This is a genomic window from Paraburkholderia caledonica NBRC 102488 (genome assembly GCF_000685095.1).
GTDB classification, from domain to species: domain Bacteria; phylum Pseudomonadota; class Gammaproteobacteria; order Burkholderiales; family Burkholderiaceae; genus Paraburkholderia; species Paraburkholderia caledonica.
On the sequence record NZ_BAYE01000002.1, the window covers coordinates 263700 to 287673 of the forward strand.

General features: G+C 65.0%; 13 protein-coding genes. 8 read left to right on the plus strand and 5 right to left on the minus strand.

Going from position 1 to position 23974, the window contains the following annotated elements; all coding sequences use genetic code 11:
* Positions 1–113: 113 nt before the first annotated feature.
* From bcsP to BCA01S_RS05095, 6 genes are read left to right on the plus strand one after another with little or no spacing between them, the layout of a single operon-like run.
* Entirely contained in the window at positions 114–938 is an 825-nt protein-coding gene (gene bcsP, locus BCA01S_RS05070) for a cellulose biosynthesis protein BcsP (protein ID WP_042318086.1), read from the plus strand.
* Positions 935–1723, plus strand: coding sequence for a cellulose biosynthesis protein BcsQ (bcsQ, locus tag BCA01S_RS05075; protein ID WP_027775992.1), 789 nt, complete (start codon positions 935–937; stop codon positions 1721–1723). Before bcsP ends, bcsQ begins: the two co-directional genes overlap by 4 nt.
* The gene (bcsA, locus tag BCA01S_RS05080) at positions 1720–3924 is read left to right on the plus strand and encodes a UDP-forming cellulose synthase catalytic subunit (RefSeq protein WP_027775993.1); all 2205 of its coding nucleotides are present in this window, start codon (positions 1720–1722) and stop codon (positions 3922–3924) included. Before bcsQ ends, bcsA begins: the two co-directional genes overlap by 4 nt.
* Before the next feature lie 3 nt (positions 3925–3927).
* Positions 3928–6555: a cellulose biosynthesis cyclic di-GMP-binding regulatory protein BcsB gene (gene bcsB / locus BCA01S_RS05085; protein ID WP_027775994.1), complete on the plus strand. Its 2628-nt coding sequence runs from the start codon at positions 3928–3930 to the stop codon at positions 6553–6555.
* A gap of 10 nt (positions 6556–6565) precedes the next feature.
* On the plus strand, positions 6566–7759 hold the full coding sequence (gene bcsZ / locus BCA01S_RS05090; RefSeq protein ID WP_027775995.1) for a cellulose synthase complex periplasmic endoglucanase BcsZ: 1194 nt from the start codon (positions 6566–6568) through the stop codon (positions 7757–7759).
* The gene (locus tag BCA01S_RS05095; protein WP_027775996.1) at positions 7750–12495 is read left to right on the plus strand and encodes a cellulose synthase subunit BcsC-related outer membrane protein; all 4746 of its coding nucleotides are present in this window, start codon (positions 7750–7752) and stop codon (positions 12493–12495) included. The genes bcsZ and BCA01S_RS05095 overlap by 10 nt, the downstream gene beginning before the upstream one ends.
* Before the next feature lie 72 nt (positions 12496–12567).
* On the opposite strand, the gene BCA01S_RS05100 is transcribed toward BCA01S_RS05095, so the two are convergent.
* Positions 12568–13833 carry a DUF2252 domain-containing protein gene (locus tag BCA01S_RS05100; protein ID WP_027775997.1) on the minus strand — a complete coding sequence of 422 codons (1266 nt, stop codon included), beginning with the start codon at positions 13831–13833 and terminating at the stop codon, positions 12568–12570.
* A 397-nt stretch (positions 13834–14230) separates the two neighbouring features.
* Here BCA01S_RS05100 and BCA01S_RS05105 point away from each other — a divergent pair, with 397 nt between their 5' ends.
* Positions 14231–16960, plus strand: a complete 2730-nt coding sequence (locus BCA01S_RS05105; protein ID WP_027775998.1) for a response regulator — start codon at positions 14231–14233, stop codon at positions 16958–16960.
* Between the two features lie 197 nt (positions 16961–17157).
* Complete coding sequence (locus tag BCA01S_RS05110) at positions 17158–17424, plus strand: hypothetical protein (RefSeq protein ID WP_027775999.1); 267 nt, start codon at positions 17158–17160, stop codon at positions 17422–17424.
* A gap of 31 nt (positions 17425–17455) precedes the next feature.
* Here the strand turns inward: BCA01S_RS05110 and BCA01S_RS05115 are convergent, their stop codons facing one another.
* Genes BCA01S_RS05115 through BCA01S_RS05130 form a run of 4 tightly spaced genes read right to left on the minus strand, consistent with a single transcriptional unit; the run spans position 17456 to position 23964 of the window.
* A complete protein-coding gene (locus tag BCA01S_RS05115) occupies positions 17456–18925 on the minus strand; it encodes an ATP-binding protein (protein WP_027776000.1) in 1470 nt (489 codons plus the stop codon).
* Positions 18922–19635 (minus strand): response regulator, encoded by a 714-nt coding sequence (locus tag BCA01S_RS05120; protein ID WP_027776001.1) that lies wholly within the window; start codon positions 19633–19635, stop codon positions 18922–18924. The genes BCA01S_RS05115 and BCA01S_RS05120 overlap by 4 nt, the downstream gene beginning before the upstream one ends.
* Positions 19636–19651: 16 nt before the next feature.
* Positions 19652–22783, minus strand: a complete 3132-nt coding sequence (locus BCA01S_RS05125) for an efflux RND transporter permease subunit (RefSeq protein ID WP_027776002.1) — start codon at positions 22781–22783, stop codon at positions 19652–19654.
* Positions 22780–23964, minus strand: a complete 1185-nt coding sequence (locus BCA01S_RS05130; RefSeq protein ID WP_084166758.1) for an efflux RND transporter periplasmic adaptor subunit — start codon at positions 23962–23964, stop codon at positions 22780–22782. Before BCA01S_RS05130 ends, BCA01S_RS05125 begins: the two co-directional genes overlap by 4 nt.
* Positions 23965–23974: the final 10 nt, after the last annotated feature.

Consider the following 23974-nt stretch of genomic DNA (forward strand, 5'->3'; position numbering starts at 1 on the left):
GCGCGCAGGACCGGTGCGCGATCAGCGACGGGCAGTCAGGTTGGGCACTGGGTTTGCGCCGCGACCGGAAGTAAGGACCGGGCAACGTAAAGCACTAAATGAATGGCGGCAACATGAGTTCCTCAAGCGACATCGAAAAATTATTCGATCACTTCGGCGGCGACGCCAACGCGTACCAGGAGATCGGACGCGAGAACGAGGCGCATTCGGCGCGCACGCGCTGGCCGTTGCTGGTGACGCTCGATCTCAAGCAGCCGCTGATTCCCCCAATTGGGCAGCGCGCGCAAGCAAGACCTCAACCGGTGGCCGATGAAGCCACCGCGCTTGCCATCGAGCGTCAGGACCCGGCCGCGCCGAAAGACGCGGCCTCGGTGACGCGCGCAAAGGCACCGCTTTTCACGCGCTCGCATCGGCGCGACATTCCGCCGGTTGCCGTGGCCGCGGCAACGCCGGCCGCGCCGCGCGGCGCATCGCGTTTCGGTGTACCCGAAACGCATGGCGAGGTCGCGCAGGCATCGGCTTCGAAGGCGGCGGATGCTGCTTCGATGCCGGTTTCGTCGTCGCTCGCATCGTCGGCTTCGTCTCCGGTCTCACCGGCAACGAGACAGGTCGAGCCGGCGGCTGCCGTCGTCCCTCCAGTCAGGATCGCATCTCTCGCGCCGCTCGCGCCCGTTTCCGCCTCGGCCCGCACGCAGCCCTTCATGTCTACGCCAACGTCCATGGCAGCTTCGCAACCCACGTCGATCCTCGGCAAACTGTTCAGCTCGCAAGCGGAGACCGCGCCGCTCCACACGGCCGCGGCCGCCACGCAAGCGGTCCCGCTGCAATCGCTCTTCGACCGCCTGCGCGGCACGCCGCGCGCAGCCGCGGCGTCCGCAGGCAGCGCCGAACCCGCCGAGTCCAACTCGTGGCTCGTCAACCGCCCTCGTCGCTCATGAAAGTCATTGCGGTAGTGTCCGCCAAGGGCGGCGTCGGCAAGACGACCCTCGCCGCGAACCTCGCTTCAGTGCTCGCCGCGAGCGGCCGGCGTGTGATCGCGCTCGACCTCGATCCGCAGAACGCGCTGCGTCTGCACTTCGGCGTGCCGCTCGACAGCATCGACGGTATCTCGCGTGCCACGCTGACCGGCGACGCATGGCAGTCGGTCATGTTCGACGGCGTCGACGGCGTCACGGTGCTGCCATACGGCGCGGTACTGGAAGACGACCGCCGCCGCTTCGAGGCGCATGTCGACCAGGACCCGCTTTGGCTCGCGCATGCGCTGCGCAGCTTGAGGCTCGAAGCATCCGACGTCGTGGTGGTGGACACACCGCCGGGTTCGTCCGCGTATGTGCGCGCCGCGTTGTGCGCGGCCACCTTCGCGCTGAACGTGGTGCTGGCCGACGCCGCTTCTTACGCGGCGATCCCGCAAATGGAGCGGCTGATCGACACCTACGCGGCGCCACGCGCCGAGTTCGGCGGCGTGGGATACGTGGTCAATCAGATCGACCAGTCGCGCCAGCTGACCAAAGACGTACTCAAGGTTCTGCGCCAGCTGCTCGGCGAGAAACTCTTTCCCGGCGTGATCCATCTCGACGAAGGAGTGAGCGAAGCACTCGCCTGCGACACCACGCTCATCCACTACGATCCGCTTAGCCAGGCCGCCGCCGACTTCCGCGCGTGCGGCACGTGGCTGATGTCGGCGGTCGACGCGATCGCTGTCTCGCCAAGGAATGTCGCATGAGCACGACTCATCCCGAAGGCATTGAAGCGAGCGAGCCGTCGCGGTTCGAACGCTTTGTCGACGCACGCTTCTGGAATAGCCGCATCGTCACCGGTCTCGTCACGCTGTTCGCACTCGTGATGCTGTACTTCGTTTTCACGGTGCCGCTTGCTTTCTACGAACAACTCACGTTCGCCACCTGCTGCTTCGTCACCGCGCTGCTGTTTCGCCGCCTGCAAGGCCGTTACGCGACGATGGTGATGATCATGCTCTCGGTGGTCACGTCGGGCCGCTATATGTACTGGCGGCTGACGTCGACAACTTATTGGGAGCATCCGCTCGACGCCGCGTGGGGTCTGCTGCTCGTGTCGGCGGAAGTCTATTCGACGCTCGTGCTGCTGCTCGGCTACTTTCAGACCGCATGGCCGCTCAAGCGCAAGCCAATGCCGCTGCCCGCCTCGCGCAGCGATTGGCCTACCGTCGACGTCTTCATTCCCACTTATAACGAGCCGCTTTCGGTGGTCAAGCCGACCATCTACGCGGCGCTCGCGCTGGACTACCCGGCCGAAAAGCTGTCCATCCACGTGCTGGACGACGGCCGCCGTCCCGAGTTCAAGGCGTTCTGCGAGGAAGTCGGCGTCAACTGGACGATCCGCACGCACAACCGCCACGCGAAGGCCGGCAACATCAACGAAGCGTTGAAGATCACCAAGGGCGAATACCTCGCCATTTTCGATTGCGATCACATTCCGACGCGCTCGTTCCTGCAGATCGGCCTTGGCTGGTTCCTGCGCGACAAGCTGTTGTCGATGCTGCAAACGCCGCACCACTTTTTCTCCGCCGACCCGTTCGAGCGCAACCTCGGCACGTTCCGCAAAGTGCCGAACGAAGGCGAACTGTTCTATGGTCTCGTACAGGACGGCAACGATCTGTGGAACGCCACGTTCTTCTGCGGTTCATGCGCACTGCTGCGCCGGACGATGGTCGAGGAGATCGGCGGCATCGCGGTGGAGACCGTGACTGAAGACGCTCACACCGCGCTGAAACTGCACCGTCTCGGCTACACCACAGCGTATCTGGCGATTCCGCAAGCCGCGGGGCTCGCGACCGAAAGCCTGTCGGGCCACATCGGCCAGCGGATTCGCTGGGCGCGCGGCATGACGCAGATCTTCCGGATCGATAATCCGCTCACCGGCAAGGGCCTGAAGTTCGGCCAGCGGCTTTGCTATCTGAACGCGATGATGCACTTCTTCTACGGCATCCCGCGTCTCGTGTTTCTCACCGCGCCGCTGTCGTATCTGTTCTTCGGCGCGCATGTGATCGAAGCCGCCGCGAGCACCATCGCCATCTACGCGTTGCCGCACATGATGCACGCGAGCATTACCAATTCGCGCATGCAGCGCTCGTTCCGCCATTCGTTCTGGGCCGAGGTATATGAATCGGTGCTGGCGTCGTATATCACCGCGCCCACCTTGCTCGCGCTCATCAACCCGAAGCTCGGCAAGTTCAACGTGACGGCCAAGGGCGGCCAGATCGAGAAGAACTATTTCGACTGGGCGATCTCGCGGCCGTATCTGTTCCTGCTGTTGCTGAACCTGATCGGTTTCTGCGTGGGTGTCGTGCATATCTATCTGAACTGGCATACCCCTAGCATCGTGCAGACCACCGTGCTGAACCTCGGCTGGACCACGTACAACATGCTGATTCTCGGCGCAAGCGTGGCTGCCGCGAGCGAGCGCCGGCAGATTCGCGCGGTGCATCGCGTGGCGATGGAAATGCCGGTCATGCTCAAGTTCTCCACGGGCCGCACGCTCGCCTGCAAGACCATTGACTACTCGGAAGGCGGCGTAGGTGTCGCTCTGCCCGCGGCCATTCAGGTGCCGATGCACGAGCGCGTCACCGTATCGCTCTTTCGCGGCGACGAGGAATACGCGTTCCCCGCCACGGTCGGCTTCACGGCGCCGGGCCGGGTCGGCCTGCGCTTTTCCGCTATGACGCGCGAGCAGGAATACGAGTTCGTCAAGACCACGTTTGCACGCGCCGACGCCTGGACCGGCTGGGCCGAGGGGCGCCAGCAGGACACGCCGCTGCGCGGGCTCTCGCACGTGCTGACGGTGGGCGTGCGCGGCATCGCAGGCCTCTTCGAGCATCTCTACAACGACCTGCGAAGCTCGATGAAAAGCCGTCCAGTGGACGTCAAGAAGCTAAAAACCAAAGACTGATCTATGCGCAACTGGATGGCGAAGGGAAGCATCGAACGCTCGAATCAGCAGCGTTACGAGTCGCACAGTGACACAAACTTGCAGCGCCGCGACGCGCAGCGCCCTCGCTCTTCACGGCTGACGCGCGGCGTCGTGTGCTGGCTCGCGTTGCAGACCGCATTGGCCGCGCCGCTCGCGTCGGTGGCCGAAGCGGCCGCTGCGGCGTCGGGCACCGCCGGAAAGGCATACACGGCCAACGCAGCCGACACAGCCGCACCGCCCACGCAAGCCGCGCTTCGAGCGCAGGCAACGCCGCCCGCAGCGGCGGCTGGGAACACGGCAACACATGCAACCGGCACGGGCAACGGCCCCGCGCCGAGCCCCGCCGTACCCTACGACCCGGCGATGATCGCGCAAGCGCCGTTGGCGACGCCCACGCCGGCGCTCGCCGCGTCGGCGGTAAAAGCGCTGGGCGTCAAGACGCCGACCACCGCCGAACCGGGCACGCTGGTGCCGGGCGGCCGTCGCCAGACGCTCACGTTCGCCGACCTGGGCGCGCTCGATCCGCTGCAGTTGCGCGGCACCGACGGCCAGAACGGCGTCGCGTTCTCGGTGCGCGGCGACGAGGTGGTAACGGGCGCGATCCTGCATCTGATCTACAGCTACTCGCCCGCCCTGCTGCCGAACATCTCGCAACTCAAGGTGCTGGTAAACGGCGAGGTCGCGGCAACGCTGCCCGTGCCGCGCGACCAGGCCGGCATGCTGGTCGCGCGCGACGTGTCGCTCGATCCGCGCTTCGTCACCGAATTCAATCACCTGAACGTGCAGTTGATCGGGCATTACACGGCGAGTTGCGAGGACCCGGCGAACTCGTCGCTGTGGGCCACCGTCAGCAATGCAAGCTCGCTGGATCTGACGTACGCGTCGCTTGCCAGCAAGCCGGATCTCGCGGCCCTGCCGCAACCGTTCTTCGACCGACGCGACGTGCGGCGCCTCGAACTGCCGTTCGTGTTTCCGCAGAAGCCGACAGCCGGCACGCTGGAGGCAGGCGGCATCGTGGCCTCGTGGTTCGGCGCGCTCGCGGGCTATCGCGGTGCGCTGTTCCCGGCGCAGCAGGACAACGTGCCGCTGTCGGGCAACGCCGTCCTGTTCGCCACCGACGACCAGCGCCCCGCCGGCGTCACGATTCCAGCCATCTCCGGCCCGACCATCGCCGTGGTCGACCGCGAAGCGCCGGCGCGCGGCAAGCTGCTGCTGGTGCTGGGACGCACCGACGCCGAATTGAAGATCGCCGCGCGCGCGCTCGGTATCGGACAGAACACGCTGACCGGACAAAGCGTGACGATTACGCGCCTCACCGAACTTGCGAAGCGCGCGCCCTACGACGCGCCCAACTGGCTGCCCACGCATCGCCCGGTGCGCTTCGGCGAGCTTGCCGACGCGCGCGACCTGACCGTGTCGGGCTACGACGCCGACGCGGTCCACGTGAATCTGCGCGTACCGCCCGACCTGTTCATGTGGCATACCAAGGGCGCGCCGATCGACCTGCGCTACCGCTACACGGTGCGTCCGCAGCGCGACCGCTCGTCGTTGAACGTGAGCGTGAACAACGGCTTCGTGCAGGCGCTGCCCATTCCGGCCGAGTCCAGTTCGGTATTCGACCTGAGCCATTATTTCGCGCGCGTGCTGCCCGACAAGACGGCCGAGGCGCGCCGCACGCTGCATATTCCGCCGCTGCTGCTGACCCCGCGCGCGCAACTGCGCCTGCACTTTTACTACGACATTCCGAATACCGGCGAATGTCATGGGCGACTGCTTGAGAACGTGATCGGCGCGGTCGATCCGAATTCGACGATCGACCTGTCGTCGTTTCCCCACTACATGGCGCTGCCCGATCTCGCGGCGTTCGCGAACAGCGGCTTTCCGTTCACGCGCATGGCGGATCTGTCGGAAACGGCGGTGATCCTGCCGAACGACGCCGACTCGAGCGACTACAGCCTCTACCTGCTGACCATGGGACGCATGGGCGCATCGACCGGCTATCCGGTCGCGGGCGTGACAGTGGGCACCGCCGACGACGTCGACAAATACGTCGACAAGGACCTGCTGATTTTCGGCGCGCCCGGCAAGCAACCGCTGCTGCAACGCTGGGCCAAGTCGATGCCGTTTTCGAGCGACGGCGACTCGCGCACCTTCCAGCTGTCCGACATCGTCTTCAAACTCGAGGACTGGTGGCATGGCGAGCGCGGCGTCGAGCGCCTGCCCGCGCGCGCCGACCTCACGCTCGTCAGCTCGAACGGCGACGCGCTCCTGACCGGCTTCGAATCGCCGCTGAAAAAGACCCGCAGCGCGGTGGCTCTCGTGAGCGCGGCCGGGCAGTCGGACGCCGATCTGTCGGCCGCCCTGCTCGACGCCGACGTGCTGCCGGAGATTCAAGGCGCAATGGCCGTGATCCACGGCCGCACGGTCACGATCACGTCGAACGGCGACGCGTACTATGTCGGCCATTTGTCGCCGCAGGAGTATCTGCGCTGGGCACTCTCGTCGCATCCGTTGTTGCTGATGCTGGGCGGCGTGCTCGCGGCGCTGATCATCGCGGCGCTGTTCTACCGGATGCTGCGCTCGGTTGCGGCGCGCCGTTTGAAGGACTAACAGGACTGACATGCGGGTTCGAATCAACAGAAAACAAGGTGTGAAATTGGCGCTCTCGCTGGCGCTGGGCGTCGCGGCATCGGCGGCGTGCGCGAACGTCCTGAAGGTCGCGCAGAATGCAGCCGCGCCCGGCGCGTGCGGCGACTGGGCTGGCTATCGCACTTTCGTCGAGCGCTTCGTGCAGGCCGACGGTCGCGTGATCGATTACTCCACGCCTACCCAGCAGACCACCTCCGAAGGCCAGTCGTACGGCCTCTTCTTCGCACTCGTTGCGAACGACCGCGCCACGTTCGACCGGCTTCTGAACTGGACGCGCACCAACCTCGCGGGCAATCAATTCGATCCGCAAAACCTGCGCTTGCCGTCTTGGCAATGGGGCAGGAAAGCGGACGGCTCTTACGGCGTGCTCGATCCGAATTCCGCGTCGGACTCCGACTTGTGGATCGCCTACGATCTGCTGCAGGCCGGGCGCCTGTGGCATGACGCGAGCTACACGCAGCTCGGCCAGGCGCTCGCGGCGCGCATCGCGCGTGACGAGATGACGAACCTGGCGGGCATCGGTCCGATGCTGCTGCCGGGGCCCGAAGGCTTCAAAAGTGGCGGCGTGACGCGCCTCAATCCGAGCTACCTGCCGCTGCCCGTGCTGCGCGCGCTTGCCCATGAGGTGCCGAACGGCCCGTGGGCGAAGCTCGCCGACAGCGCCTACAAGCTCGTCAAGACAACAGCGCCGCAAGGCTTCGCACCCGACTGGGCGGCGTGGCAAAACGGCCAGTTCGTGGTCGACCCGAAAAGCGGCGACACCGGCAGCTACGACGCGATCCGCGTCTATCTGTGGGCAGGCATGGCCTCGCCTGCCGATCCGCTTGCGAAGCCGTGGCTCGCCGCGCTCGGCGGCATGCGTGCGAAGGTCCAGCAAAACGGCTTCCCACCGGAGAAGGTGTCGTCGACCAACGGCTCGGCGAGCGGCGAAGGCCCGCTTAGCTACTGGGCCGCGCTTGCGCCGTACTTCAAGGCGCTCGGCGACGCGCACGGCCTCGGCCTCGCGCGCACGCATCTGGCCGCGCTCGACGCCAGCGTGCCTGGCCGCGAGCCTGTTTACTACGACAGGGTGCTGGGCCTGTTCGGCACGGGCTTTATCGACGGGCGCTATCGCTTCGACGAAAACGGACGTCTCGTGCCCAGCTGGAGAAGCGCATGCGATTGAGCGCCCTCGCGTTGTCAATGCGCTTCGCGCTGAGCCTGCCGCTCGCCTGCTGCCTCGCGGCGGCCGCACCCGACGCGTTGGCTCAGGCGCCGGCACCAGGGTCGAAAGATCCAATGGGCGTGCTGATCGATCAGGGCAAGTACTGGCAATCGCATCAACGCGGCGACCTCGCGGAGCAGGCGTGGCTGAAGGTGTTGCGCATCGACCCGAAACAGCCCGACGCGTTGTTCGGAATGGGCATGGTGCTCGCCGACCGCAAGGACGGCGCGGGCGCACAGCAGTATCTGTCACGTCTGAAGGCGGTGGCGCCGAACTACCCGAGCCTCGATGAACTGGGCCGGCGGCTCGGTGAATCGAGCCTGCGCGACCAGACCGTGAACGACGCGCGGCGGCTCGCGCAAAGCGGCCAGAGCGCGAGCGCCGTGCAGGAGTATCAGCGCGCGTTGAGCGGCAAGCCCGCCACGCCGGCGTTGCAGCTCGAGTACTACCAGGCGCTGTCGGCTACGCCGCAAGGCTGGGATCAGGCGCGTCGCGGCCTCGAACAACTCGCGCGTGATAACCCGGACGATCCACGTTACGCACTCGCCTACGCTCAGCATCTGACCTATCGCGACGTCACGCGCCGCGACGGTATCGCGCGGCTGCAAAAGCTTGCCGGCGACAGCACGGTGGGCGCGGCGGCGAAGAAGAGCTGGCGGCAGGCACTGCTCTGGCTCGACGCGCGGCCTTCGGACGCTGCGCTGTACCAGGCGTATTTGCAAAGCGCGAACGACGACGCCGCGGTCAAGGCGCGCTTCGATTCGATGGTGCAGCAGGACAAGGCGGCACGTGAGCGCGCGCAGGAAAACGCGTCCGTCGACGCACGCGGGCGCACCGTCGCCGAGGGCTTCGCCGCACTCGATCGCAACGACGCGGCCACGGCGCGCGCGAAATTTTCGTCGGTACTGGCTACTAGTCCGAACGACACCGACGCGCTTGGCGGCATGGGCATTGCCGCGCTCAAGCAGGAGCACTTCGCCGAAGCGCGCAACTATCTGGAGCGCGCTTCGCGCAACGGCAACCCGGCTCGCTGGAAGACCGCGCTGGATAGCGCGACGTACTGGACCTACACGAGCGACGCAATCGGCGCTCGCAGCAACGGCGAATTCGCGAAGGCAAAGTCGCTGTTCGAACGCGCCATCGCGATGAATCCGTCAGATGTCACCGCGCAAGTGCTGCTCGGTGAAATGCTGCTTGCGAACCGCGACGCGGCTGGCGCCGAACAGGCATACAGGATGGCGCTGCGCCGCCAGGCAGACAACCCCGACGCAATTCGCGGACTCGTCGGCGCATTGGCCGCCCAAGGTCGCGGCGACGAAGCGTTGCAGTTCGCCAATCGACTGAACGCGGAACAGCAGTCGAAGGCAGGCGGCATCAACCGTCTGCGCGGAGAAGCGCAGGCAGCTCAGGCGCGCGCGGCCGAAGCGCACGGCGATCTGGGCAGCGCACGCAGTCTCTTCGAAGACGCGCTGCTCAACACGCCCGACGACCCGTGGCTGCGTCTGGACCTTGCACGTATCTACGTGCGCCAAGGCGCGGTCGCGAACGCGCGCAGCATGATGGACGGCCTGCTTGCCGCGCATCCTGACATGACCGATGCGCTGTATGCGAGCGCGCTGCTGTCGGCGGAAACGCAGGACTGGTCAGCCGGTCTCGCGCAACTCGAACGCATTCCCGCCGCACAGCGCACCGACGCGATGGCGGCGTTGCAGCATCGGCTATGGGTGCATCAGCAAGCCGAACTCGCCACGCGCATGGCGCGCAGCGGTCAGACCCAACAGGCGCTCGCAACCTTGCATGCGGCCGAGCCGGTGGCGGGGAACAGTCCTGAACTGATCGGCGTAATCGCGGCGGCATACCAGCAGGCCGGCGATCCGAACCGCGCGCTGAGCTTGGTGCGCGGCGCGATGAACGCGGCACCCGGCAACACCGACCTGCTGCTGCAATACGCGGGCATTCTGTCGGCCACGCAGCAGCAAGCAGAGCTCGGCATGGTGATGCGCCGTCTGTCGTCGATGCAGTTGACGCCGCAGCAGCGCACCGACTTCGGCAATCTGAATCTCGGCATCGTCATCAAACAATGCGACGCCGTGCGCCAGCGTGGCGACCTCGCCAGCGCCTACGACGTGATCGCACCGTGGCTCGCGGCGATGCCCGACAATCCCGATCTGCAGGCTGCTTTGGGCCGCCTGTATGCGTCGGCGGGCGACGACCGCAACGCGCTCGAAAGCTATCGCGTTGCATTGCGGCGCAAGCCCGACGACCTCAATCTGCTGCAGGCGGCGATTTCCGCCGCGTCTGGTGCGAAGCAGTTCAGCTACGCCGAATCGCTGGCGTCGCAGGCCTTGAATGCGGCACCCAACGACCCGGGCGTGCTTGCCACCGTCGGCCGCATGTATCGCTCGGAAGGCAAGCTGTCGCTCGCGTCGACCTATCTGCAACGCTCGCTGGTCGCCGCCAATACACCGTTGATGGCGAATGCGCCGCGCAATGCCGCGGCGAGCAACGTGCCGCGCGGCTGGGAAGCGGCGATGCGCCGTATCGGCGCGACGCCGCTGCCGGGCACCAATCCTTTCGAGGGAAAAACCTCGACGCTCGCGCCGACCGACGCAGATAACGCAGCGCCCGGCTTCAATGCTTCTTCGAATGCCGCGCGAGCTTCCCTTCCGTATTCGCAGTCTTCCTTGCCGACACAGACCGTGCCGAACTATCCGCCGCCCATGCAGCCCGCGCCGTACGTCGCACCTTACGCGGCACCCGCGCAGCCCTACACGCCGAACAGCGGGCCCGCCGCGCTGCCGTATAACGCGCCTCGCCATGGGGCCGACGCTGGCGGCTACGGCGAGGACAGCTACGGCTCGAGCCAGTCCGGCGCGCCCTTGCAGCCTTACCCAGGGCAGAACGACCAGGCCGCCCAGCCGCAGATGCCGACGCAAGCTCCGATGCAGCCGATGCAGCAGCAATACGGCACACCCGATGGCTATGCGCCGACGCCCTGGCCCATGTCGCCCGCCGCACGCGAGGCGCAGGCCAACGCCGGGGCGATGCAGCCGCAGCCGTATGGCTCGACGACCGCAGCCTCAACGAACGGCAAACGCACCGCGAGCAAAAAGCAAAGCGCGTCGAAGAACAGCCGCAACGCAGCCGGTTACGCACAGCAACAGCAACCGTATTACGGACCACAAGCCTATCCGCAACAGCAGCAACCGCAAGGCTACGCGCAACAGCCTTACCAGTCGTATCCGCAGCAGCAGGCTTATGGCCAGCAGCCGTATCAACCCTATCAACCCTATCCGCCGCAGCAGCAGTCCTATGGCAATCAGGGCAATCAGGGCTATTACGGGCAGCAACAGCCTTACATTCCGCAGCCGCCGAGTGGTTACGCGCAAGCGTATTACCCGCAACAGCCGGGCATGAACAGCGGCAGCGGTGGCGCGAACTACGCGCAACCGAACGTCGCCAATACGCAGACGCTCGGCGTAGCCGAAGAACTGGCGCAGGTCAATCGCGAGCAGGCGAGCACGGTCTCGGGCGGCATCGTGTTCCGCAATCGCAGCGGCGAGGACGGCCTGTCCACGCTCACCGACATCGAAGCGCCGATCCAAGGCCGCATCAAGGCAGGCAACGGCCATGTCGTGGTGACGGCAACTCCCGTCACGCTGGATGCCGGCACCGCGGCAGGCAACGTCTCGACGCTCGCGCGTTTCGGTGCGGGGCTATCGAACAGCACGTCGGCGGCGGCGGCCGTCGCCGGCACCAACAATTACGGAAGCCAGACGGCGAGCGGCGTGGGACTTTCAGTTGGCTACGAAAGCCGCAAGCTGAGCGGCGATATCGGCGTGACGCCGATCGGCTTTCGCGAGACGAACATAGTGGGCGGCGGGCAGTACAACGGTGGCATCACCGACAAGGTCTCCTATTCGCTCGCCGTCGCCCGGCGCGCGGTAACCGACAGTCTCTTGTCCTACGCCGGCACGCGCGACGCTGCGTCCGGCCTCGAATGGGGCGGCGTAACATCGACCGGCGGCCTCGCGAGCCTTGCGTGGGACGACGGTACAAGCGGTCTGTACGTGAACGCGGCGTTCCAGTACTACGATGGACACAACGTCGTGACGAACACCGCCTGGAAAGGCGGCGGCGGCATCTACACGCGCCTCTTCAAGGACGCCGACCAGACGTTCACCATCGGTGTGAACACGACGCTGATGGGCTACGACAAGAACCTGTCGTACTTCACGTATGGCCAGGGCGGCTACTTCAGCCCGCAACAGTACGTGATCCTGAATCTGCCGATCGAATGGACTGGCCGCAATGGTGCGTTCACGTATGACCTGAAAGGATCAATCGGCGTGCAGCACTACCGGCAGGACGCATCGAACTATTTCCCGCTCGGCAGCTCGGGCTCGTTGCAAGCGGCGGCTGCGGGTCAGGCGGCGCTAATCGGCAGCAGTGTCGACAGCGGCGCCCAGTACCCGGCGCAAAGCAAAACTGGCGTGTCGTATTCGCTGAGCGCCGTGGGCGAATACCAACTCGCGCCGCAACTGGCGTTCGGCGCAACGGCTTCGCTCGGCAATGCTTATCAATATCGCGAGTGGCTTGCCGCAGTCTACGTTCGCTACAGCTTTACGAGGCAGACAGGCCTCCAGCCGTTCCCGCCCACGCCGCTCAGTTCGCCGTATTTGTCGCTGTCCAACTAGCGTACGTTCGATCGGGCTCGCGCGTCTGATTCCGGCGGCGGCCCGATTTGCTGGACCGCCGTCATGGCCGTTTCAGGCGGCGTCGGAGCCGGTTGCGTATTTGCGGCAATGCTCGAGGTATCCGGCGGCGTGACTGCTCACCAGTTGCACGATGCTTTTCCAGAGCCAGCCCGGTGCGTCGAGTGTCTTCGAGCGGTTCTTGCGCAACTCGGCGAGCCATGCCTTGCGTTCGGCGAAATGCATCTGCCGCGCGTGCGCCTTGCCCACTACCAGCGCAAGAAAACGCGCCGCCTTCGTCGCTTCGTCGCGAGTCAGTTGCTCGATCGTCAGTTTCATGTCCTGCGGCAGCAACTCGCGTATCACCACCGCGCGATCCGCAAGGCGCGCCGATCTCATCCGGTCGCCGAGCGAAGGCGACAGATGCCGCGCGCCCTCCACCACTCGCTCCGCGTTATCGCGTGGCATTCTCACGCCAGCATAGCGAGGCGCCGCAGCGGGTGCTGCCTCCTTGATGTCGATCAGGCACAGATCGTCGCCGTCCACTGCGGCGCCGTCGATGTCGAGCAGCACCGCGTAGCGCAACCGTCCGAGCGAGCTGCAGCCCTTGACCCAGTAGGCGGCGTCGAGCACTTCGACGTCCGCCTCGTCGCCCGCGCCCCGCAATGCAGTGGCGAGTGCGGCAACCGATGTTTTGCTGAAGAGCTCGTCGATCTCGCGCCGCTCGTTTTTGGCAAGCGGCCAGAAACGGGAACCGAGCGGAATAGTCGGCTCGCTATCCTCGATACGCTCTTCAGCGAGATGACGCCACGAACGCCGCACCGCCTCCTTCATCACGACGCGCACCGCCTCCGGTTTCTCCGCGTGAATGTCGGCCTCGCCCGCGCTTTCGTCGAAGGCGCGTTCATAGCCGTCGGCCAGCGCCTCCATCATCTGCACGATTGTCACGCCTGGCAGGTCGGAGCCGCGCGCTGCCGTCGCGAGCGACAGCCCAAGCCGGATGAGGTCGTGCGCTGGATTGCCGATCACCGTCTGATCGAGATCGCGAATCTGGATCTCGACGCGGCCATTGGCATCGGCGACGGGCCCGAGATTGCCGGTATGGCAATCGCCGCAGATCCATACAGCGGGACCTTCGGGTAGCGCGTGCCCTTCGATTCCGTCGAGCCACTCATAGAATCTGTTCGTGCTGCCTCGCACATACGCATGCGCGGAGCGCGCCATTCTCGCGTTGCGGCGCGCGATCAGAAGCGGCTGGCGCGCTTCGGCTTCGGGGAGCTTCTTCGCCCGCTTGCTGAGCGGTTTGGACAGCTTGTTTGTTGCGACGGGCTTCTTCGCCATTGTACGGTCCGCTCTTATCGATATTCGAAGCCGGCGCGGCACTTGTCCTCGCCAGCGCTTGGCGCGCGCGTTGTCGCGTGCGCAAGCAGCGACCTTCAGCAGGAATCGCGCCTATCGTGTGAAGCATTCTGTAAGGACACATGCGGCTGCAACGGTTATTCACGCAAAGTAAAAAAACACCGCCGGAGAATACGACCTGAAGTTCTCTCCGACGTGTGTGCATCGGCGCTTCTTTCCGCTTCCAGATGCGCTTGGGCACATTGCGCAGGTAAAACTTGCGAGGGCATATGGGCGACTGAAGACGAAAGCGCGCCGGCGACATGCGAAGCCTTTACGCGTGCTATGTGAACCGGCAGACTGGAGGCCCACTCATCATGTGACCCCTGTGGAGCGCAGCATGCCATTTCCGGCACAAGATCACGGCTGTCCTGGTTGGAGCGGCGAGATGGCGCGGCGCATCAGCGAATTCGACTGGTCCGCAACCGAGGTCGGCGCGATCCCGAACTGGCCTCGCAGCCTGACCGCGACCGTGCAGTTGCTGCTTGCCTCGCCTGTGCCGCTCGTGCTGCTGTGGGGTAGAGCCGGCCACATGATTTACAACGACGCCTACGCGGTTTTCGCGGGCGGACGGCATCCGTATCTGTTGGGCTGTCCCGTCGAGACAGGCTGGCCCGAGGTTGCCGACTTCAATCGTCACGTCATGAATACGTGCCTTGCCGGCGGCACGCTGTCGTATCGCGACAAGGAACTCGTGCTGCTGCGCGAAGGCAAACCCGAAGACGTGTGGATGGATCTGTACTACAGCCCCGTTGCAGACGACAGCGGCGCGCCTGCGGGCGTACTCGCCATCGTTGTCGAGACGACGGGGCGTGTGTTGACCGAGCGCTGGCGGCAACGCGCCGAAGCCGAACTGCACGAGACGAACGAACGCCTGCAACTCGCGCTGAATACGGGTGCCGTGCTCGGCACGTGCGTCGTCGATATGCGCACCCAAAAGATCACCGGCGACGAGCGCTTCGCGCGCACTTTTTCGTTGTCGGTGGACGAAGCCGCTCGGGGCGTCGATCATCGCGCGGCAACAAAAATGATCCATCCGGACGATCAATCGCTGCTCGAACATCTGACCACCAAGGCGCTGTCCGGCGGGAAACCGTTTCGCGCCGAGTACCGGATTCGCCGCCCCAATGGCGACTACGCGTGGGTGCAAGCGAACGGCCAGTGCGAATTCGACGATAACGGCGTGCCCACCCGGTTTCCCGCCGTGCTGATCGACATTCACGAACGTAAGATCGCCGAACAGTCGCTGCGCCAGTTGACCGAGACGCTTGAACAGCGCGTTGCGGATGCAGTCGCCGCGCGCGCCTTCGCAGAGGAACAGTTGCGCCAGGCGCAGAAGATGGAAGCGATCGGCAGCCTGACGGGCGGCGTCGCGCACGACTTCAACAACGTGTTGCAAGTGATCAACGGCAATCTGCAAATGATGGCCGCCGACGCCGGGGATAATCCCGCAACGCTGCGCCGTTTGTCGGCGGCGACCGATGCCGTGAAGCGCGGCGCAAAACTGGCCGCGCATCTGCTGGCGTTCGCGCGCCGCCAGCCGCTTTCGCCGACGGTGCTCAATCCGCGCCGGCTGCTCGCGGGCATGAGCGAGATGCTGCATCGCGCGCTCGGCGAGACCATCACGATCAAAACCGTATTGAGCGACGATCTGTGGAACGTGCAGGCCGATCGGAACCAGCTCGAAAACGCGCTGCTCAATCTCGCGATCAACGGACGCGACGCGATGAAGGCCGACGGCACGCTCACTGTCCGTGCCGCGAACCGTGTGCTGGAGGCCGCGTTTTGCAACGACCACGCGGAGCTGTCGCCGGGGGAATATGTCGTGTTCTCCATCACCGATACCGGCGCGGGCATGCGGCCAGAGGTGCTTGAACACGCGTTCGAACCGTTCTTCACGACCAAGCCGAACGGTCATGGAACGGGCCTTGGCCTCAGTATGGTGTTCGGCTTTGTCCGGCAAAGCGGCGGCCATACGCTGATTGAAAGCGAGGTGGGACAGGGCACGACCGTGTCGCTGTACTTCCCGCGCTGCTGCGAGCCCGAAACTCCCGAAACCGTCGATCAGACCGCTGCCCCGGTAGGCGGCGGTGAAACGATCCTCGTTGTCGAAGACGACGCGGACGTGCGTCTGACCGCCGTCGAAATGCTCGCGCAACTCGGCTACAAGGTGCTGACTGCATCCAGTGGCGATGCGGCGCTCGAATTCATCCACAGCGACATGCCGATCGACCTGTTGTTCACCGACGTGGTGATGCCGGGCAAGATCAAAAGCGTCGAACTGGCGCGGCGTGCCGCGGCGCGCTCGCCCGCGGTGCCGACTTTGTTCACGTCCGGCTATACGCGCGACGAGATCGTCCATCACGGCAAGCTCGATGCCGGCATTACGTTGCTGTCGAAACCGTATCGACGCGACGATCTCGCACGCAAGGTGCGAAGTGTGCTGCGCGCCTCGGCAGGGCCGGTTGCCGGTGCAACGCATGTCGGCAAGATGACCGACCGGGAGATCGCTGCGTGCGTGCCGCCCGTGGCCTACGATCCGTCGAGCGTCGATACGCCGGGCGTCGATACGCCGGGCATCGACACGCCGGGCGTTGAGATGCCGGGCGTCTCAACGCCGACCGCCGGCACGCCGGACGGTGCCGCGCGCGGGCATGAAGCTCGTCGAGACGTCGCGCCCGAAGCTGAGCCGGCGCGCTCGCCGGCTCACGTGCTGCTCGTCGAGGACGACGCCGATTCGCGCGAGGCGCTGAGCAGCCTGCTCGGCGCGCTGGGCCTCGACTGCACGTCGGTGGCGAGCGCGGAAGAAGCGCTGCCCCTCGTGCCGGCGCAACGCTACGACATCCTGTGCACCGACATCACGCTACCTGGCATGTCGGGCGACAATCTCGCGCGCGCGGTCCTGCGCGCACAGCCGGACGTGCAAGTGCTGCTGGTGTCCGGCTACGGCGTGCATGCGCCGATCGGCGACAGCATTCCTGGCGCGCGGATGCTCGGCAAGCCGCTCGACCTGGCCCAATTGCGGCGCGAGCTTGCGCAGTGGCTCGATCCAATCGAAGCCGCCTGGTGACGCCGAGCGCCTCCAGGCGCGGCGTGCGCTTTTCGCACCGCAAGCCGGAATGCGGCATATATTGGTTTATATCGACGAAGCCGCACGCGGCGCGAAGCGCGCAGCGCATACGCGCCCTGGTATGATGCCGGGCGCGCGCCTGCTTTCCTGTCGAATGGGCGCTTCACCTTCCGCCGCTTTTTGTCACGAGAGCTATCATGCCTTCCCAACACGACCCAGCCCCCGCTGCGAGCCCAAGCCCGACCAAGGCCAGGCGCAAAGAGCTGTCCATCACGGCGCGCAATCTTCTGATGGTAGCCGTCGGCGTGCTCGTCTTCGCGATGGTCTCGGGCGTGGTGCTGTATCAGCCGATCGCCTACGGCGATGCAATCCCCAACTTCGGCATCATTCTGATGCTGACAGTGCCGGTAATCGCGGGCGTCGCGTTCCGGGTGGGACTGGATGCGTGGCTCGATCGCGAGTAACGGACGAGCGGGCAGCGGGTCGCCAGCGCCGCTACCCCACCCCGCCCGGCACCACCACCCATACCTCCAGGCCGCCGCCCTCGCGCGCGTGAAACTCCACCCTGCCGCCGTGCAGCCGCGCGATCCGCTCGACAATCGCAAGCCCAAGCCCCGTGCCGCCGCTATGCGCTCGCGCGTTCCTGCCGCGTTGGAAGGGCGCCTTCAACTGCTCGAGTTCTTCCGCCGATAACCCCTTGCCGCGGTCGCCCACTGCAACGTACGCCGAGTCGTCGGTCGCCCAGCTACGCACCGCCAGTCCGCTCCCGCCGTACACGATCGCGTTCTGCATCAGATTCATCAGGAGCCGCATCATGCTCACCGGACGATACGGAATCAGCGGCAAGCGCGCGAGCGACAGTTCGAACTCATGCCCGAGTCCCGCGAAGTCGCCTGCAAGCCGCTCGATCAACGCGTTCAGATCGCCGGGTTCGGCTGGTTCCCGCTCGCCGCTGCCTGCGTAGTCCATGAACTGCTGCAAGATGGTTTCGATCTGGTCAAGGTAGGACTCCGCCGCCACCACGAAACTGCTGTCGCTGCTCTCCGGCATCGCCATGGCCATCGAAAGGCGTAGCTTGGTGAGCGGCGTGCGGATGTCGTGCGAGATACCGGCTAACATCAGCGCGCGGGTCGCTTCCGCTTGTTGCAACGCGTGCGTCATCTGATTGAAAGCGTTGCTCACGGCGGCAATTTCCAAAGGACCGCTGGTCGGCAACGGCGGCGGCGTGTCGCCGTCGCTCAGGCGCTGCGCCGCGCGCGTCAACTCCTGGAGCGGCCGGTTCAGGTGAAGCTGGATCGCGTAGCCTGTCAACGCCGCCAGCGCGGCGAGGCCGAGCGACAGCAGAATGGCCGCGTCGAGCCCATTGCCCTGGGCGTCTTCGGGAATCGGCAGTGCGATCCAATACGGTGCTGCGGATGTATTGGCCTCGGACGCAGCAGCGCCCGAGGCGGCGGCTGCCGGCGCAGAGGCTTCGGAAGCAGCGGCTGCCGAAGCAGCGGCTGCCGAAGCTGCGGCTGCCGGTGCAGCGCCGCCCGATCCATCGGCGGGCGCATGCATGCGAATCCAGAGGCGTTGGCCGTCTTCGGTCTGCCAGCGCGCCTCCATGTCTGGCGGAAGATGTTCGCGCAGACTCGCGAGAAACACCTTGCGCTGATAGTCGCGATATCCGCGCAAGACACTCGACCGCGGCTCCGCCAGCGCACTGCCGGGAAGCCGTGCACGCGCGTCCAGACGCGCAGCCAGCGCATCGCGCGCGGCGCGCGGCGTGCTTTGCAGCAGGTTGTCGAGCGTCGTCACATAGGTTGCGAACACTGCGGCCGCGCGCTCCACGCGGGGCCGCTGCACATAATGCAGCAGCACGCCGAGCGAGCACACCTGGCTCAATACGACGAGCGCGATCAGCAATGCAATATTGCGCGCGAGCAGTGTCCGCGGCAGCGCTCGTTGCAATAGTGGACGGCTCATGAATCGACGTCCGCGATCAGCATGTAGCCGACGCCCCACACTGTCTTGATGAAGCGCGGCTTGGACGGATCGTTCTCGACGATCTGCCGCAGGCGCAGCACCTGCACGTCGATGCTGCGGTCGAGCGCATCGTGATCGCGCCCGCGCGCGCGCGCGAGCAGATTGTCGCGGCTTACCGGCCGGTTCGGCGACGACGCGAGCGCAACCAGCAGCAGCATCTGCGCCGAGTGGATTTCCAGCGGCGCGTCGCCGCGCCTGAGTTGCTGCTTGCCGACATCGAGCACGAATTCGCCGAAGCGCACACATTGCGACGTGATCGTCACTTCGCCCGAAGCCATTTTCTGACGACGCAGCAGCGCATTGATTCGCGCCACCAGTTCGCGCGGAAGAAAAGGCTTGGCAAGATAATCGTCGGCGCCGGTTTCGAGACCCAGCACCCGGTCAAGCGGATCGCCCTTCGCGGTCAGCATCAGAATCGGCAACGTCTGGCCCTGCTCGCGCAAACGCGCACAAATCGCGAGCCCGTCTTCTTCGCCGATCATCAGATCGAGTACCAGCAGATCGAACGGCTCGCGCTCGAGATAGCGGTCGAGCCGCTTGCCGTCTTCCGCGACCCTGACGTCGAAGCCCTGCCCGCGCAAGAAACGCTGCAGCATGTTGCGCAGTTCGACTTCGTCGTCGAGCACGATGATTTTAGCGGGGCGATCCATGCGAAAGCTCCTCGTTTCAGGCATCGTTTCGTGTTTTGCGCGCGGCCTGGCGTTCGGCAATGCGTTGCAATAGCACGTAGAACGACGGAATGAACAGCACGGCAATGCACGTTGAAGCGAGCATACCGGAGAACACCGCGATACCGAGCGAGCGGCGCGCGCTCGCACTGGCGCCGGTGGCTATCACGAGCGGCACGACGCCGAGAATGAACGCGAACGACGTCATCATGATGGGCCGAAAACGCAGGCGCGCCGCTTCGACGGCGGCTTCTGCAATGCCGACGCCTTGCATACGCAAATGCCGGGCGAACTCGACGATCAGAATCGCGTTCTTCGCCGACAAGGCGATCAGCAGAACGAGGCCGATCTGCGTGTACAGATTATTCGCGGCGCCGAGCAATGCGAGCGTGCCGGCCGTGCCCAGCAGCGCGAGCGGCACCGCGAGCACGACCGCGACCGGCAACAGCCAGCTTTCATATTGCGCGGCGAGCACGCAAAACACGAGCAGCACACCGACTGCGAAGACCCAGTAAGCGGAGTTGCCAACCAGCTTTTCCTGGTACGACATCGCGGTCCATTCATAGCCGATGCCGGCCGGCAGGATGCGCGCGGCTTCCTGCTCGAAGGCCTGGATCGCGTCCCCGGTGCTGTAGCCGCTAGCCGGGTTGCCGTTGATGGCCGCCGCCGGTGCAAGGTTATAAAGCGTCGCGACCGCCGGACCGACGCTCGTATGCGCGTCGATGAAAGTGCCCAACTCGACCATATGTCCGCTATTGCTGCGAATCTGCAAGCGGCGAATGTCGTCGGTCTCGCGGCGGAACGCGCCGTCCGCCTGCACGAATACGGGGAACGTGTGATTGAAGGCAGTGAACTGATTGACGTAGGCCGAGCCCACGTAATCTTGCAGCAGATCGAATACATTGCCGACCGGCACTTGCAGCGATTCCGCCTTCGTGCGGTCGAGCGTCAGTTCGACGCTCGGCACAGAGGCGCGAAACGGACTGAACACGCGCTGCAGTTCCGGACGCTTCGACACGCTCGCGATCAGCGCATCCGTCGCGCTTTGCAGCCGTCGATAGTTCTGCGAGCCGTCGGTGAGCATCACCTGCATCTGCACGCCGCCGCTGTTGCCGAGCCCCTGGATCGGCGGCGGCACGATTACGACCGAGCGCACGTCGGGCAGCTTCGCCAGTTCCCTGTTCATACGCAGATACAGCGAGCGCAGGTCTTCGCCCTTGCCGCGCTTGCTCCAGTCGTCGAGCGTAACGTAGATCAGCGCGGAATTCGGCAACGACGCGTTGTTATCGAGCGGCGAAATACCGCCAATCGACACCACGTGATTCACGCCGGGAATCGCGCCGATCCGCTTCTCGATCTGTGTGCTCGCCTCGCGCGTTCGTCCGAGCGATGCGGCATCGGCGAGTTGCGCGGCGATCAGCATGTATCCCTGATCTTCGAGCGGAATGAAACTGGTCGGCACGCGCGTCAGCAGGAACGCCGATGCCGCGCCCAGCGCAAGCGCAATAACGAGCGCAAGCTTGCAGCGTGCGACGAACCATGAAACCACCTTGACGTAGCCGTTCTCCACGCGCGCATAGGCCCTGTCGAACACGCGATACACCACGTTCGGTTTGCCCGGCCGCTGGTGCCGCAGCCAGCGCACGCTCTGCACCGGCTTGAGCGTCACCGCATTGATCGCGCTGATGATCGTGGTCGCAACCACCACGAGCGCAAACTGCCGGTACATCTGGCCGGTAACGCCGCCAAGAAACGCCGAAGGCAGGAACACCGACACCAGCACGAGCGTAATGCCAATGATCGGACCCAGCAGTTCATGCATGGCGTCGATGGCGGCCTGCTTCGGCGTCTTGCCCTGCTCGATATGCTGCGTGATGCCTTCGACAACGACGATTGCATCGTCCACCACAATGCCTATCGCAAGAACGATCGCGAACAGCGTCAGCAGGTTGATGGAAAAACCCATCATGTAGATGGCGCCAAACGTGCCGACAATCGTGACCGGAATCGTCGTGGCGGGCACGAGCATCGCACGCCAGTTCTGCAGAAACAGCAGGATCACCGCGAGCACGAGCAACGCCGCCTCGAAGAGAGTTTTATAAACGTCGATCACGGATTGCCGCACGAAGGTCGTCGTATCGAAGGGCAATTGATAGGCGACGCCCTGCGGCATGTCTTTCGCGAGACGCGCCATGGTCTCCTTCACCGCATTGCCGACCTCGAGCGCGTTTGCTTCGGGTAACTGATAGATCGCGATACCGGCCGCGGGCTTGCCGTCGAGATTGAAGAACTGGCCGTAGCTCGACGAGCCGAGCTCGGTGCGCCCGACATCGCGAATGCGCACGAAATGGCCGCCGTCGTTCGAATCCGCCTTCACGATGATGTCGTCGAATTCATGCGGATCGGAAAGCACGCCACGCATCGTCAAGGTGAGCTGGAACGCCCGGCCCCCCGCGTTGGGCTCCGAGCCGAGCTGGCCCGCGCTTACGTCCTTGCTCTGGCTCTGTATGGCCTGCATTACGTCGGCCGCGCTCAGATTGCGCTCGCTGAGCTTTTGCGGATCGAGCCAGACGCGCATGCTGTACTGCCCGGTGCCGAACACAGTGACGTCGCCGACGCCCGGCAAACGTGCAAGCGTATCGCGCAGATAAATGACCGCGTAGTTGCTGAGAAAAAGCGAATCGTATTTCGGGTTGGGCGATTGCAGCGTGTACAACTGCAAAATTGCGGTGGAGCGTTTCCTCACTGTCACGCCCTGTTGCTGAACTGCTTGCGGCAGTTGCGCGGTGGCCGCCGACACGCGGTTCTGCACGAGCACCTGCGCCTTGTCGACGTCGGTGCCCACGGCGAACGTGACGGTGAGCGTGTAAGTGCCGTCGTTCGTACTCGTCGACTGCATGTACAGCGCATTCTCCACGCCGTTGACCTGTGCTTCTATGGGCAACGCGACGCGGTCGATCACCGTCGTCGCGCTCGCGCCCGGAAAGTGCGCGACCACCTGCACGGTAGGCGGCGTGATCGGCGGATATTGCGCGATGGGCAGATTGATGAGCGCGACCGCGCCGAGCAGCATCGCGATCAACGCAATCACATTGGCGAATACGGGGCGCTCGACGAAAAAGCGGATCATGAACGGCCCTGCGCTACAGCATCGACTGTCTGCACCTTGATGCCTGGCGCGACGGCGAGACCCCCGCCCGTCACGACCCTGTCTGCCGGACCGAGGCCGCTCTTGATCGCGCGCAGCGAACCGTACAGGCTGCCTGTCGTGACGCCGCGCTTCTCGATCACGCCGCTGGCGTTCGCGACCAGCACCGATGCGCCGGCCTGCTCACGCAGCAAAGCGGTATCCGGCACGAGCAGCACCTTTTGCGGCTCACTTACCGGAATATGCACCTCGACCGACATGCCCGGGATCAGATGCGTGTCGCGATTGGCGATGTCAGCGCGCAACTTGATCGCGCCGCTCGCCGGATCGACTCGCGTATCGACGAATTCGAGCGCGGCGTCCTCACCTTGCTCCGGCTTGGCGCCGATCAGATTGACTCGCACGGTGCGCGGCGCTCGCGTAAAGAGGCCGATGCGATTCGCGTCGCGCTCGTTCAACGTGAAGTTCACATACACCGGCTGGATGCGATCCAGCGTGGGGAGCCTCGTCGAATCCGATCCGCCCACCACATTGCCGACGTCGAACGCGCGCGCGCCGATGCGGCCCGCGAACGGCGCGCGTATTTCCGTGTAGCCCAGGTTGATGCGCGACATGTCGCGCTTCGCAAGCGCCTGGTCGCGAGTGGTCTGCGCCTTTTGCAGCGACGACTCCGAAGTCGCGTTGTCCGACGTGAGCTCCTTCTGGCGCGTCAGTTCCTGATCGGCGTTATCGAGCGAGGCCTGGTCGTAGACGAGTTGCGCGCGATACGTGTCCGGTTCGATGCGAAACAGCAGTTGCCCCTGCTTCACATTTGCGCCGTCTGCAAAGCCGATTTCTTTCAGTACGCCCTGAACGCGCGCGACCAGCGTGACGGTTGCCGACGGTGCGACGCTGCCGGTCAGATCGAGTTGCTCGCGCACTTCGCGTGACTCAGGGTGCATGACGCTGACTTGCGGCAACTGCGCGGCCTGTGCAACTGGCGCATTGCCGTCGTGGCAACCGCTGAATGCCGCGCTCAACGCCACGCTCAATGTCGTCAGCAGGGCAATGCGGGGCAAGGCGCTCAACGTGCGGTACAACGCGGCGTGAAACGCTGGACGTCGCGGCTCTGCCGGCACAGCGGCATTCGCAGCGCGCTCGCCCACTCCTCTTCGTTTGGCCATGTCGCTATTC

Coding starts and splice junctions, on each gene's coding strand:
- bcsP (WP_042318086.1), top strand. CDS start 114: ATGAGTTCCTCAAGCGACATCGAAAAATTATTCGATCACTTCGGCGGC.
- bcsQ (WP_027775992.1), top strand. CDS start 935: ATGAAAGTCATTGCGGTAGTGTCCGCCAAGGGCGGCGTCGGCAAGACG.
- bcsA (WP_027775993.1), top strand. CDS start 1,720: ATGAGCACGACTCATCCCGAAGGCATTGAAGCGAGCGAGCCGTCGCGG.
- bcsB (WP_027775994.1), top strand. CDS start 3,928: ATGCGCAACTGGATGGCGAAGGGAAGCATCGAACGCTCGAATCAGCAG.
- bcsZ (WP_027775995.1), top strand. CDS start 6,566: ATGCGGGTTCGAATCAACAGAAAACAAGGTGTGAAATTGGCGCTCTCG.
- BCA01S_RS05095 (WP_027775996.1), top strand. CDS start 7,750: ATGCGATTGAGCGCCCTCGCGTTGTCAATGCGCTTCGCGCTGAGCCTG.
- BCA01S_RS05100 (WP_027775997.1), bottom strand. CDS start 13,833: ATGGCGAAGAAGCCCGTCGCAACAAACAAGCTGTCCAAACCGCTCAGC.
- BCA01S_RS05105 (WP_027775998.1), top strand. CDS start 14,231: ATGCCATTTCCGGCACAAGATCACGGCTGTCCTGGTTGGAGCGGCGAG.
- BCA01S_RS05110 (WP_027775999.1), top strand. CDS start 17,158: ATGCCTTCCCAACACGACCCAGCCCCCGCTGCGAGCCCAAGCCCGACC.
- BCA01S_RS05115 (WP_027776000.1), bottom strand. CDS start 18,925: ATGAGCCGTCCACTATTGCAACGAGCGCTGCCGCGGACACTGCTCGCG.
- BCA01S_RS05120 (WP_027776001.1), bottom strand. CDS start 19,635: ATGGATCGCCCCGCTAAAATCATCGTGCTCGACGACGAAGTCGAACTG.
- BCA01S_RS05125 (WP_027776002.1), bottom strand. CDS start 22,783: ATGATCCGCTTTTTCGTCGAGCGCCCCGTATTCGCCAATGTGATTGCG.
- BCA01S_RS05130 (WP_084166758.1), bottom strand. CDS start 23,964: ATGGCCAAACGAAGAGGAGTGGGCGAGCGCGCTGCGAATGCCGCTGTG.